General features: G+C 68.1%; 11 protein-coding genes. 4 read left to right on the forward strand and 7 right to left on the reverse strand.

Annotated elements, in window-relative coordinates; genetic code table 11:
* Positions 1 to 44: 44 nt before the first annotated feature.
* The 7 genes from HLAC_RS05385 to HLAC_RS05415 all read right to left on the reverse strand — a co-directional run bounded on the left by HLAC_RS05385 (position 45) and on the right by HLAC_RS05415 (position 8938).
* Positions 45 to 1370 carry an MmgE/PrpD family protein gene (locus tag HLAC_RS05385; RefSeq protein WP_015909831.1) on the reverse strand — a complete coding sequence of 442 codons (1326 nt, stop codon included), beginning with the start codon at positions 1368 to 1370 and terminating at the stop codon, positions 45 to 47.
* A complete protein-coding gene (locus HLAC_RS05390; RefSeq protein ID WP_015909832.1) occupies positions 1360 to 2439 on the reverse strand; it encodes a branched-chain amino acid ABC transporter permease in 1080 nt (359 codons plus the stop codon). Before HLAC_RS05390 ends, HLAC_RS05385 begins: the two co-directional genes overlap by 11 nt.
* Positions 2432 to 3409 carry a branched-chain amino acid ABC transporter permease gene (locus HLAC_RS05395; RefSeq protein WP_015909833.1) on the reverse strand — a complete coding sequence of 326 codons (978 nt, stop codon included), beginning with the start codon at positions 3407 to 3409 and terminating at the stop codon, positions 2432 to 2434. The genes HLAC_RS05390 and HLAC_RS05395 overlap by 8 nt, the downstream gene beginning before the upstream one ends.
* Positions 3410 to 3414: 5 nt before the next feature.
* Complete coding sequence (locus HLAC_RS05400) at positions 3415 to 4719, reverse strand: substrate-binding domain-containing protein (RefSeq protein WP_015909834.1); 1305 nt, start codon at positions 4717 to 4719, stop codon at positions 3415 to 3417.
* A gap of 204 nt (positions 4720 to 4923) precedes the next feature.
* Positions 4924 to 6591: an ATP-binding cassette domain-containing protein gene (locus HLAC_RS19800; protein ID WP_015909835.1), complete on the reverse strand. Its 1668-nt coding sequence runs from the start codon at positions 6589 to 6591 to the stop codon at positions 4924 to 4926.
* Between the two features lie 122 nt (positions 6592 to 6713).
* Entirely contained in the window at positions 6714 to 7487 is a 774-nt protein-coding gene (locus HLAC_RS05410) for an SDR family NAD(P)-dependent oxidoreductase (RefSeq protein WP_015909836.1), read from the reverse strand.
* 2 nt (positions 7488 to 7489) lie between these two features.
* Positions 7490 to 8938, reverse strand: coding sequence for an FAD-dependent oxidoreductase (locus HLAC_RS05415; RefSeq protein WP_015909837.1), 1449 nt, complete (start codon positions 8936 to 8938; stop codon positions 7490 to 7492).
* A 180-nt stretch (positions 8939 to 9118) separates the two neighbouring features.
* On the opposite strand from HLAC_RS05415, the gene HLAC_RS05420 reads away from it, so the two are divergent.
* From HLAC_RS05420 to HLAC_RS05435, 4 genes are all read left to right on the forward strand, one after another.
* Positions 9119 to 9496: a nuclear transport factor 2 family protein gene (locus HLAC_RS05420; RefSeq protein WP_015909838.1), complete on the forward strand. Its 378-nt coding sequence runs from the start codon at positions 9119 to 9121 to the stop codon at positions 9494 to 9496.
* The gene (locus HLAC_RS05425; protein WP_015909839.1) at positions 9493 to 10500 is read left to right on the forward strand and encodes an LLM class flavin-dependent oxidoreductase; all 1008 of its coding nucleotides are present in this window, start codon (positions 9493 to 9495) and stop codon (positions 10498 to 10500) included. The genes HLAC_RS05420 and HLAC_RS05425 overlap by 4 nt, the downstream gene beginning before the upstream one ends.
* A gap of 142 nt (positions 10501 to 10642) precedes the next feature.
* Entirely contained in the window at positions 10643 to 11308 is a 666-nt protein-coding gene (locus tag HLAC_RS05430; RefSeq protein WP_015909840.1) for an isochorismatase family protein, read from the forward strand.
* A gap of 28 nt (positions 11309 to 11336) precedes the next feature.
* On the forward strand, positions 11337 to 12728 hold the full coding sequence (locus HLAC_RS05435) for a dihydroorotase (RefSeq protein ID WP_015909841.1): 1392 nt from the start codon (positions 11337 to 11339) through the stop codon (positions 12726 to 12728).
* Positions 12729 to 12866 lie beyond the last annotated feature (138 nt).

The following is a 12866-nucleotide window of genomic DNA, read 5'->3' on the forward strand; positions in this document are numbered from 1 at the left end:
GCGTATGGGCCGCGGCGGGCGTCGTAAAACGGAACGCCGCGGTGTCAGCGCCGGGCGAGCGTACAGAGCACGCGCGGCGGCTCCGGCGCCCTGGCGCTCTCCCAGAGCGTGGCCGCCCGGTCCGCGCCAATCACGGGCGCGACCAGCTCTCGGAACTTCGATTCGAGCCGCCCCTCGTCGAACGGGTCGTGCTCGCCGCCTCGCGGGGCGACGACCTCTCGCGAGAAGCGCTCGTTCGCCGTCTCGACGATCACCCGTGCGCCCCGCTGTTCGGGAGCCCGGGCGGCGATCTCGTCGTCGACAGCGACCGTGACGCGTTCGGCGAGCGCGATCGCTTCTGAAGTTATCGCCTCGTCCACGAACGCGGTCGGTCCGGTCTCGCCGCGCAGCAGCGCCGTCGCGACCGCGAACGGGATCGAGAACTTCGCCTGCAGTTGGTTTTGCGGTCGCGACTCCGTCAGCCGTGCGGCCGCCGGATACGTCTCGACGCGGACCGACTCCACCGCGGCCGCATCCAACCCGTCCGGGAGGGCCGCGATGGCATCCAGCGTCGGGTGGGTGTACCGACACGCGGCGTGGATCTTGAAGTAGCCGTGTTCCAGCTCCCAGCGCTCGCCGAGTCCCGCCGAGAGGGCTGCCTCGTCGACCCCGTCGGCGGCGGATTCGAGGTGCCGCGCGACGCCGTTCTCCAAGCCGCCGAACCCGGCTTCCGCCTGATCGACGGCGACCAGCGCCGCGAGGTTGCTCATGCCGGCGTAGACGTTCCGCACGGTCGCGCCCTCCGTCGCCGCCTCGAACCGGGTGTGTTGCGCGTAGTTCGCCGCGATGGCCATGGCCGAGCGCGTCGTCTCCGGGTCGAGTCCGCGAGAGCGTGCCACTGCGGCCGCGCCGCCGACCGCCCCCCACACGCCGTGCGGGTGGTACCCCGATTCGAGCGTCCCGACCGCGCGGGCGGTTCGGACGGCGACCTCGTAGCCCGCGACGAACGAGCGCACGAACGCGTCACTGTCGCCGTAGCCGATCTCGGCGTCGGCCAACAGCGCGGGCAACACGTGGATCGCCGGGTGGCCGGCGGCGAACCGATGCCCCTCGTCGAGTTCGAGGACGGTGCCCGCCGCGCCGTTGCAGAGCGCCGCCAGCGGCGGGACCGTCTCGCCGCCGTCGGCGCCGAGCACCGTCGCCCCGCCGGAGACGCCGTCGGTCCAGCGCCGCGCGAGCGCGACGACCGCGTCGTCGGTCGACCCCGCGACGATTGCGCCGAGCGTGTCGGCGATTGTGAGTCCCGCCCGGTCGCGGACCCGGTCGGGAATCGCTTCCGTCTCAAGCTCCGCGGCGAACGCCGCCAGATCGCGTTCGGGCTCAGGCGGCATCGTCGTCCAACAGGTCGGTGCGCGCACGGAGCAGTTCGACAAAGCGAGACGGCCACGAGACGACGCCCTTCGGGCTGTACAACACTATCGCGATGAGGATGACCCCGTAGACGGCGTTGTTCAGCCCGGGGACGGAGAAGGACTGGCGGACGAACTCGCTGACCGGGATGACGATGAACGACCCCACGATCGGGCCGAGAACGGTGCCGATCCCGCCGACGATCGCCGGCAGGAGAATCTCGATGTTGACGAGCAGATCGAACACCGTCGTCGGACGGATCGTGTTGAAGTACATCGCCCAGAACGCCCCGGGCCACGCCGTGAAGAAGGCGCTCACGGCGACCGCCAACAGCTTGTACCGGTAGGTCGGGACCCCGATGGCGGCCGCAGCCTGCTCCCGCTCGCGGATCGCGAACAGGTAGTAGCCGAGCTGCGACCGGTTGATCGCGAGCGAGACGACGGTGACGACCGTCAGGAACCCGAGAATGAGGTAGTAGTACGGCAGGTCGCCGGTGAACTGGAACGCGGCCAGCCCCGGCCCGTCGGCGTACTCGCGCGCGAGCGGCCTGAAGAACCCGCTTGCACCGCCGAGTTGCGGAACGTTCGTGAACACGTACCGCAACAGCTCCGCGAACGCCAACGTCGCCAGCGCGAAGTAGTGCCCCTCCAGATCGTAGCGGAAGGTCAACGCGCCGATCAACAGCCCGTATATCCCCGCGAGGACGCTGCCGAGCAGCATCCCGATCCACGGGGAGATCCCGAAGGTTCCGGTCAGGATGATCGTCGCGTACGCGCCGAGTCCGAAGAACGCGGCGTGCCCGAACGAGAACTGTCCGGTGTACCCCGACATGATGTTCCACGCCTGAGCGGTCGTCGCCCAGATGAGGGTAATGATGAGCATGTTCAGGCTGAGCCAGCCTAGCGGGGCGTACCCGAACAGCGCGAGCTGTCGGAGGAACGGCATCGCCGCGAGCAGGATGAGACTCGCCGCGACCAGCGCCGGAAGCGCGTACCACTCGTCCCGGAACGCGCCGTACCGCTCGACGGCCCGCGAGAGCGCGTTACTCATCGTCGCTCCCTCCGAGCAGTCCCTCCGGTTTCACAAGCAACACGAGGATGAAGGCCATGAAGATCACGATCTGGTAGGTGGAGCCGCCCAGGTACGCCGAGCCGAACACCTGGATAAAGCCGATGATGAGCCCGCCGACGAACGCGCCGGGGAAGGATCCGAGCCCGCCCAGCACGACCACGACGAACGCGTTTATCAGGTACTGGTCGCCGAGCGCCGGCGTGAACGACTGGAACAGCGGGATAACTGCACCCGCGAGTCCCGCCAGCGCGGCACCGATCCCGAAGGTGAGCGCGTCGATCCGGGGGACGTCGATCCCGACGTACTGCGCGCCGTCGCGGTTGTCCGCGGTCCCGCGGATCGCGCGACCGAGCATTGTTCGCTGGAGGAACAGCCACGTTCCAGACAGCGCGACGAGCGCGATGATGAGCGCGTACAGCTGCCCCTGCGGAACGAACACGCCGGAGATTTCGAGGGAGCCGAGGTCGAGCCCGAGCTGTCGCGGGTCGGAGCCGAAGGCGATCTCGACACCGCTGATGAGGATCAACAGAACGCCGAAGGTGACGATCAGCTGGTTCTCCTGTGGCGCGTCGATGATCGGTGCGATCGTCGACCGATAGATGACGACACCGAAGACGAACAGCAACAGGACGGCGAACGGGATGGCGAAAAACGGCGAGAGGCCTGTGGCGTCCGAGAAGACCAACACCGCGTACATCGCGACCACCATCAGTGCCCCGTGCGCGAAGTTGATGACGTCCATCACGCCGAAGATCATCGTCAGCCCGAGCGCAATGAGTCCGTAGATCCCGCCGAGCAGCACCGCGAACACGAAGTACTGGGCGAATATCGTCGGAGACGGCAGCGAGAGGCCGAGCGCTGTCTGTATCCCGAGCGCATCGAACGCGCCGACGAACGCCACGCCGGCGGCTTCTCGACAGCAGGCGTCAGGGAGAAACGAGGAAAGCATGTGGGTCAGAACTGCGCGTCGGTCTCGGCGAACTCCTCGGGTGCGACGACGCGGTCCTCGAGATCCTGAATCTGGAACAGCGGAGCGAGCGCGTTCTCGTTTTCACCGTTGTCGGCGAAGGTGATAGGCGGCATCGCCGCGATGTGATCCTCGACGGTGATCTCTCCGAGCGCATTGTTGATGTCTTCGGGGTCGGCCGAGCCCGCCTCCTCGATCGCCGCGATGATGACCTCGGTGGCCGCGTAGGTCATCGCGACGTTCGCGTCGAATCCGGAGTCGAACTCCGACTCGAAGCGCGATCGGACCTCGCCGGCGCGGTCGGACGTCGGGTCGAGCGCGAAGTTGGTTGCGAACCCGCCCTCTACGGTGTCGCCCATCTCTTCGAGCGCACTGATGTCGTTCATCGCCGCGTTCGAACAGCCGGTCACGTAGTCCGGCTGGTAGTTCTGGTTGTCCATCGCGTTGACGAGCTCGATCGTCCCCGACCGGTAGGTGGTCGCGATGACGGCGTCGGGGTCCGCGTCCCGGAGCGACGTGACCTGCGTGTCTGCGGTGTCGCCCGGCTCGTAGGCGGTCTCGGCGACGATCTCGATGTCGTTCGCCGGGAGCTCCTCCCGGAGCGCGTCGCGGATCGACTGGCCGAAGCTGATGTCGATGTAGAACAGCCCCGCGGTCTCGATCTCCTCGCCGGCGTTCCGGATGGTGTCAGCGAGGAGTCGCGCGTGGTCGATCGCCATCTGGTCCGCCGGCGGCTGGGGCCGGTACGCGTAGTTGAGCTGCGTCTCCCGCAGGATCGAGTTGGCCACGGACACCGAGATGACGAACGGCACGCCCGCGCTCTCCGACGTCCGGGTCGCGGCGCTCGTCACCGGCGAGGAGTAGCAGCCGGTCAGCACGCTGGCACCGTCGTCGATGAGCTCTTGGGCGACTTCGCCGCCGAGCTCCTGTGCGCCCTCGTTGTCCCCGCTGATGACGCTGAGCTCTGCCCCGTCGAGCGACTCGATGCCGCCCGACTCGTTCTTCATCATCGCGGCCAGTCGGACCGCTTGGTCCATGCGCTCGCCGGTGTTGCTGAGCGCCCCGCTCAGCGGGTGGTTCGACCCGATGATCACCTCGTCTGGGGCGTCGCCGCCGTCGCTTCCGTCACCGCCTCCGCCGCTACCACCATCGCCGCCGTCGCCGCCATCACTGCCGTCGCCGCCGTCGCCGCCGTTACTGCTACAGCCAGCCAGGGCACCGGTGACGCCGGCCGCACCGCTGTATTTGACAAACGACCGTCTACTGACACTATCCGCGGGATTTCCTCCCATACACGCTTTGTGTGTGACGGGTGCACATATAGTTTGTTACGGAAACTCGTGATCGCTGTCACGGATCGTGGCAGGCCGTCGAGATTGACGGGAAAGAGGGATCGAGACTGGCGGGCAAGACGGGCGGTCGAGACGAGCGGGCAAGACGGGCGGTCGGGACGAGCGGGCAAGACGGGCGGTCGAGACGAGTGATCGAGACGGGCGTTAGTCGAGTCCGAGGTACAGTTCGACGAGGTCGTCCTCGTCGGTCAAGTCTGCCGGGGTCCCCTCGAACTGGAGCTGGCCCTGCGCCAGGATGTAGACGTAATCGGCGATCCGAAGCGCCTCGCGGACGTTCTGCTCGATGAGGATCACCTGCGCGCCGCTGGCGACGAGCCGTCGCGTCATCTCGAACACCTGATCGATGAGGGAGGGGGCCAGCCCGCTCGACGGCTCGTCGAGGAGGTACACCTCCGCGCCGGTCATCATCGCGCGACCGTAGCTGAGCATCATCTGTTGGCCGCCCGACAGCGACCGCCCCCGATCGTCCAGTTTGTCCTTGAGCTCCGGGAACGACGACAACACCTCGTCGAGTCGCTCCTCGCGGACCGCCCCCTCACCGACGGTGTACCCGCCGAGGAGGAGGTTCTCACGGACGGTGAGGCCGCCGAAAATCCCGCCGTCCTGCGGGAGCATCGTGACGCCGCGGTGGACGTTCTCGGCCGGCCTGTTGTGGGTCACGTCGGTGCCGCGGTGGGTGACTCGGCCCTCCCACGCCGGGACGACCCCGGCGAGCGTCTTCAAAAGCGTCGACTTCCCCGACCCGTTCGGCCCGAAGATGCAGGTCACGCCGTCCCGACTCTCCATCGAGATTCCGTCGACGACCCGGTGGTTCCCGTAGCCGCTGATGAGGTCCTCGCCGACGAGCCACGGCTCCCCGTCGGACTCCGAGCCGATCCCGGAGAGCGCGGACGTAGCGCTCGCCGCACCCCCGGTCGCCGCGGACCCGGCCGCCTCGCCCGCGCCGTCGGCCGGCACCGCTCCGCCACCGCCGGCGGTCGGCGTCGGTTCCGTCGCGGCGTCGGCGGGTGTGCCACGCTCCTCGGAGACCGGGGCATCCGCCTCCTCCCCGATGAGCGTCTCCAGCGACGCGTCGTGCTCGGCGGCGCCGCCGAGGTACGCGTCGCGGACGCGCTCGTCGCTCGTCACCGACTCGAAGTCGCCTTCGACGAGGACCTGTCCCTGATTGAACACGGTTACGCGGTCACACACGTCCGCGATGACGCGCATGTCGTGTTCGATGATCACGAACGTCGTGCCGCGGTCGTTGAGCGTCTCTAAGTGTTCGAGCAGGCGATTCCGGAGCGAGGGATTGACCCCCGCTGTGGGCTCGTCGAGCATCACGCAGGCCGGTTCGAGCATCAAGATCCGCCCGAGTTCGAGCAGTTTCTCCTGCCCGCCCGAGACCCCGCCGGCCTCCTGATCGGCGACGTGGTCGATCTCGAGGAGTTCGAGCAGTTCGTCGGCGCGGGCGCGTTTCGCCTCCGAGATCCGCATCCCGGAGCGAAGCCCGCCAGTGAACACGGCGAGCATGTTCTCCTTGACCGTGAGGTCCTCGAACGGCGACGGGATCTGGAAGGTCCGCGCGAGCCCGCGTCGGGCGATTTCGTCGGGTTTCCACCCGGTCACGTCCTCTCCGTCGAACCGGACCGTGCCGCCGTCGGGGCGGTAGAACCCGGTGACGGTGTTGAAAAACGTCGACTTCCCGGAGCCGTTCGGCCCCATGATGCCGTGGATCGTGTCCTCCTCGACGGTTACGGAGAGCCTGTCGTTTGCGACGAGCGAGCCGAACCGTTTAGTCAGCCCCTCGGTCTCTAAGATCGGGCGAGTCACACCCGAACGTAACCGCACGTGCGAATAAACGTTTTCATGCTTGTGAGTCACACACGCGTGTTTGCGTCAAAAATGGTCCGTAGTCGCCGCCACCAGTCGATCGCCGTCGTCCGCCGACCGATTCACTCCACGGTGGCTCGCCCGCCGTCGACGAGGACCGTCTCGCCCGTGACGAACGAGGCGTCGTCGCTCGCGAGGAAGGTGACGACGCTCGCGACCTCGCCCGGACCCCCGAGTCGTTCGAGGGCGGCGAGCTCCCGAAACCGCTCGCGCGCCGCATCGTCCTCGGCGTACGGCTCGGTCATCGGCGTCTCGATGAATCCCGGCGCGACGGCGTTGGCTCGGACCCCGTCCTCCCCGAGTTCGGCGGCGAGCGCGCGCGTTAACCCCTCTATCCCTGCCTTCGTCGACGCGTAGCCGGCGCGTTCGGCCGCGCCGATCTGGCCGTAGATCGACGAGATGTTGACGACCGCGCCACCGGTCTTCCGGAGGTGCGGCGCGGCCTCGCGGGCGATCCGGAACGGCGCGGTGAGGTTGACCGCCACCGATCGCTCCCACGGCTCGCCGTCGTGGGTCGCGAGCGGCTCGCGCGCGACGATTCCCGCCACGTTGACGACCGCGTCGACGCGTCCGGTGTCGGCCGCGCGCTCGACCAGCGCTTCGACCGCTTCGGGGTCGGTCACGTCGGCAGCCACCGGCTCGAACGCCCCCGGGAGATCCGTACAGGTCCCCGCCGTCTCCGACTGATCGAGGCGGTCGCCGCCGACCACCGTCGCGCCGCGCTCGGCGAAGCGAACCGCACAGGCGCGGCCGATCCCCCGGGCGGTTCCGGTGATCAGTACCGTCTCGCCGGCAAACGCCGGTTCCGGCCTCGTCTCGTCGTCGGTCGGCTCCATCGTCACTCACCCAGCGACCGGGCGGCGTGCAGACCGGCGAGCCGGCCGAGCCCCATGGCGGTCGTGAGCCCGTTCCCGGAGAGGTAGCCGTCGGCCCCGTGACCGCTGATGCCCGTCGCGGTGCCACCCCCGGCGTAGAGCCCGTCGACGGTCGACCCGTCCTCCCGGAGCACCCGCGCGTGTTCGTCGACGACCAGCCCGCCCTGCGTGTGGAACAGCGAGCCGGTGACCTCGGTCCCGTAGAACGGCGGGGAGAGGACGTTGCGGCCGTCGGCCCGCCCGACCTCGTCTGGTTCTCCCGCGTCGACGGCCGCGTTGTACGACTCGACCGCGTCCCGGGTCGCCTCCGGGGCACAGCCGAGTTCCGCGGCGAGTTCCTCGACGGTGTCGGCGCTGGTGTACGAGCCGAGTTCGACCGCGCGGTCGAAGTCGTCGAACTCGCCTTGAAGTCGCTCGAAGATGCGCTCGTCGAAGATCTCGTAGGCGACGCCGTCCGGCTGGCGGACCACGTCGACCGCGAACTCCGAGTACCCCTTCGACTCGTTACCGAAGCGCTCGCCGTCGGCGTTGACGAGTATCCCGCCGTTCATCACGACGGCGTACGTCGACAGCGCGCCGGTCCCGCTGACGACGGTCGCGTGGCCTTGGAAGGCGTCCATCGACGCGAGCGCGCCGCCGAGCTCCGCGCCCCAGCGAATCCCGTCTCCGGTGTTGCCGTCCGAGCCGTAGTAGAGCGCGTCGGCGATGTCGGCCTCGCAGTAGGCGCGGACCATCTCCCGGTTCCCGGCGAAGCCGTCGGTCGCGAGGATCACCTTCTCCGCGCGGATCGCCTCCTCCCGAACCGACCCGGCCACGACGCCCTCGACGGCCCCGTCTTTCGCGACCAGCTTCGTCACGGGCGTGTTCGTCAGCAGCTCCGCGTTCTCTCTCGCTTCGATCCGATCGCGCATCTCGGCGACGAGATGCTCGCCGTTCCGCCCCGGCGGCGCGTGCATCCGGTACTCGGAGTGTTTGGGGTATTTAAAGTCGTCCACGAGATGGAGAGAGAGGTCCCAGTCGTCGACGAGCCAGTGGATCAGATCGACGCTGTTCTCACAGAGGTGCCGGACCAGTTCCTCGTCGGCCTCGTGGCCGTTCTTCTCCAAGATGTCCCGTGCCATGTCCGCGGGTCCCTCCTCGATCCCCACTTCGCGCTGGAAGCGCGTGCCGGCCGCGGGGATCATCCCCGTCGACAGCGCGGCGTTGCCGCCGACCTCGCCGCTCTTCTCCAGGAGGGTGACGGTCAGGTCCTCGTTCTCGCAGGCCGCGAGCGTCGCCGTGAGCCCGCACCCGCCGGCCCCCGCGATCAGCACGTCGGTCTCCACGTCGAATTCGACCTCGCCGGCGGAGACGACCTCCGCGCTCGCGTCGTCTAGCGTCCGCCGCTGCGGCTCTGTATCGAGCGAACTCATACCACGGGGGAAGAAACCACACCGCGTAAATCTACCGGTCGGCGGGGCGTCGCCGTTCGTGTGCCAACACTGATTTCCCCCGAGTCCGCGCCGCTGGCGACTCTTCCCGTCTGCGACCGCCGATCGGCATCCCGACTGTCGGCAGTCCGATTTATATCTCTTCGGGTGCGTACGGGTATCATGGCCCGAACGCCACGCGAGACTGTCGAGGAGTTCTTCGAGCGGATGGGTGACCCAGACGAACGGGGGACCGTCGGCGAGCTGTTCGCCGACGACGCGGTCGTCACGGTCCCGGGAGCGCGGTTTGAGGGGCCGGACGCCGCGGCGTCGTTTCTCGCGTTCCTCGAACCGCGCTACGAGCGCGCGGGCAAGGCGTTCGGCCAGTGGACCGTCGACGGCGATCGCGTCGTCAGTCAGGGGACCCTCCACGGCGTCGACAACGACGGCGAGCGGTTCGAGGACGTGCGGTACGTCGACGTCTACGAGGTCTGCGAGGGCGCGATCCGCCGGCTGGACGTGTACAACGACCTCGCGGTCGAGGGGGTGGTCGAGGCGTGAGCGACGCGAGCAACGAGGAGACTGCCGACCGCGTCGGCGTTCTCTTCGCGCTGCGCGACGAGCCGGCACTCGTCGTCCGCGCGGAGCAGCTTGGGTACGAGAGCGCGTGGGCCGCGGAGGGACAGGGGAAGTCGGCGTTCGGCAAGCTGGAGCGCTGGGCGGTCCACACCGAGCGGATCGGGCTCGCGACGGGGATCGTCAACGTGTTCTCGCGGACGCCGGCCGCGATCGCGCAGGCGGTCGCGACCCTCGACGCGCACTCGGGCGGCCGCGCGGTCCTCGGGCTCGGCGTCGCCCACCCGGGCGTCGTCGAGGGGTTCCACGGCGCGGAGTTCGAGCGCCCCCTCCCGCGGATGGCCGAGTATATCGAACTGGTCCGCCGGTACCTCCGGGGCGACCCGGAGGGGTACGACGGGGAGTTCTTCTCGCCGTCGCGGACCGCGTTCTGGGAGGCGTTCGCGCCCGAGCGCGCGTCGATCCCGATCTACAACGGCGCGCTGGGGCCCGGCAACGTCCGCCTGACCGGACAGTTCGCGGACGGGTGGGTGCCGAACCTCTACCCGGACTCGCAGTTCAAGGAGGCGAAGGGGTGGCTCGCCGACGGCGCGGCCCGCGGCGACAGGGACCCGGCGTCGATCGACGTGGCGATGTACGTGCTCACTGCGGTCGACGAAGACCCCGAGCGCGCGCGTCGGGCCGCGGCCGAACACATTGCCTACTACCTGCGCGACATCCCGGGGTACTACGACCGCGCCGCCGTGGAGGCGGGGTTCGAAGACGTCGTCGACGCGGTCCGGGACGCCCCCTCGACGGACGCCGGCGCGGAGCGAGTCGAGACCGGGCTCCTCGATCACCTCGCGGTCGTCGGGACTCCCGAGGAGGCGCGGGCCCAACTGGACCACCTCCGAGAGATCGGCGTCGACCTCCCGATCGTCCGGGCCCCCGCCGGGAGCGACAGGGAGTGGGTGGAGCGCACGCTGGAAGCGTTCGCGCCGTCGCGATGAGTCGGCGTGTTGTCGCGGTGAGTCGGTTGCTCTGTGCTGTCGCGATGAGGCGATCGCCCCGTGTCGGTACGTTGAGGGTTCCGAACCCCTCGCCCTCACCCACAGAATTATGCGACTCCTCGTCGTACTGGCACTCGTTAACATGACAAAGCGTATCTGGGAAGACCTGCTCACCGAGCGCGACAAACAGGTCATCTCGGCAGCCGGCTACGACAAGGAGGGAGCGTCCTCGTGGGAGTCTCGCGGGATGGGGACGAACCCAATGGTCCTGGTCATCGACATGCAGCGGCTCGTGGTCGGCGCGGACGAGCCCATCCTCAACGCAGTCGAGGAGTATCGCACCGCCATGGGCGAGATCGCGTGGAACGCGATCGACCACATCGAGCCGTTCCTCGAGTTCTCCCGGAACCACGAGATTCCGGTCACGTACACCCGGGTCGTCCCGTCGAGCTACGACGACCCGAACCACGAGGACCTCGACATCGTCGACGCCGTTGCCCCGAAAGAGGGCGAGACGGTGATCAACAAGTCGTACGCCTCCGCCTTCTACGGGACCGACCTGCTCTCGCGGCTGGTCCGCGGCGGCCACGACTCGGTGATCATCGTCGGGAACTCCACGAGCGGGTGCGTCCGCGCGACCGCGATCGATGCCCAGCAGAACGGGTTCAACGTCGTGTTGCCACAGGAGTGCGTGTTCGACCGGATCGAGGCGAGCCACAAGATCGCCTTGATGGACCTGTGGATGAAGTACGCCGAGGTGCTCGAACGCGACGAGGTGGAGTCGTGGGTGGAGGGGATCGACGAATGACCCCGAGCGAACCGACGGAGGGCGCGCGATGACACACGATCTCGTCATCGCGAACGGCACCGTCGTCACGCCCGAACTCGGCGCCTTCGAGGCCGATGTGGCCGCCGACGGCGACGAGATCGCCGCGATCGCGAGTTCGGGGACTCTCTCCGGCGACCGCGTGATCGACGCCGAGGGGAAGTACGTCCTCCCGGGCGCGATCGACCCGCACACTCACCACGGGATCTACCGCGGGCTCGAAGCCGACGCCGAGACGGAGTCGCGCTCCGACCTCGTCGGCGGCGTCACGACTATCGGGAACTACTTCCGGCGGGGCGGCTCCTACGAGGAGATCATGGAGGGCTACTTCGCCGAGGCGGAGCCGAACTACTACCACGACTACTTCTTCTCGTTGGGACTGCTCTCGTTCGAGCACATCGAGGAGATTCCGTACATCGTCGAGGAGTTGGGGATTACGTCGTTCAAGTGGTACAAGAACTACAAAGACGTCGCGCCTGAGAAGTTCGGCACCGACTCCGAGATGCACGACGACTGGGCGGACGCGTTCATTCAGGCGCTCGCCGCGCAGGACGTGCCCACGACGCTCGGCCACCACTCCGAGAACATGGAGATCACGAGCGCGCTCGGCGACAACCCGTACCTCGACTCCGCGGTCGACGAGGACCAGGAGTACCGCGACTACGACGTGTTGGTCGACCAGTTCCCGGACTACGCGGAGACGCAGAGCATGACCGCGAGCGGCTCGTTAGCCCGGCAACACGACTACGACGACAGCTTCTACGCGGTCCACATTTCGGCCGGACGGACCGCGGACGAGCTGGCGATGCTCCACGACGCGGGGTGGGATATCACCGGGGAGACGTGTACCCACTACCTGACGCTCACCGCCGAGGAGTGCGACGAGCGCCACAACGTCAATCCGCCGGTGCGGTCGAAAGAAGACCAGGAGACGCTGTGGAAGCGCGTCGCCGACGGCACGATCTCCTGTATCGGCACCGACCACTGCGCGAACCTGCGCGACGACAAGGTCGGCGAGGACGTGCCAGACAGCCTCCCCGGCTTCCCCTCGACGGCGACGATGCTCCCGCTGATCCTCTCGGAGGGGGTCAACGAGGGACGCATCTCGCTCGAACGCGCGGTCGAGGTGACTTCCACGAACACCGCGAAAGCGTTCGATATATATCCGAAGAAAGGCTCCGTTCAGGTCGGAACCGATGCGGACCTGACGGTCGTCGACCTCGACGAGACGAAGACGGTGACCCCGGAGCTGCTCCGCAGCGGTGCGGACTACTCCCCGTACGAGGGGCGCGAGGTGACCGGGTGGCCGACGCACACGGTCGTTCGCGGTCAGGTCGCCTACGAGGAGGGCGAGATCGTCGGCGAGTCGGGGTACGGAACCCACATCGATCGCCCAATCTGACTGCGGCGACCGGACGCGGGGACCAGACGCAGTCCAGAACCACGCGACGACCACACACAGACCCGAAATGACAGGACACAGCACTCGAACGGCAACGGAACGAACAGCACGCACCGCCCACGGCGGTGTCGAGACACC

This window comes from Halorubrum lacusprofundi ATCC 49239 (assembly GCF_000022205.1).
GTDB classification, from domain to species: Archaea; Halobacteriota; Halobacteria; order Halobacteriales; family Haloferacaceae; genus Halorubrum; species Halorubrum lacusprofundi.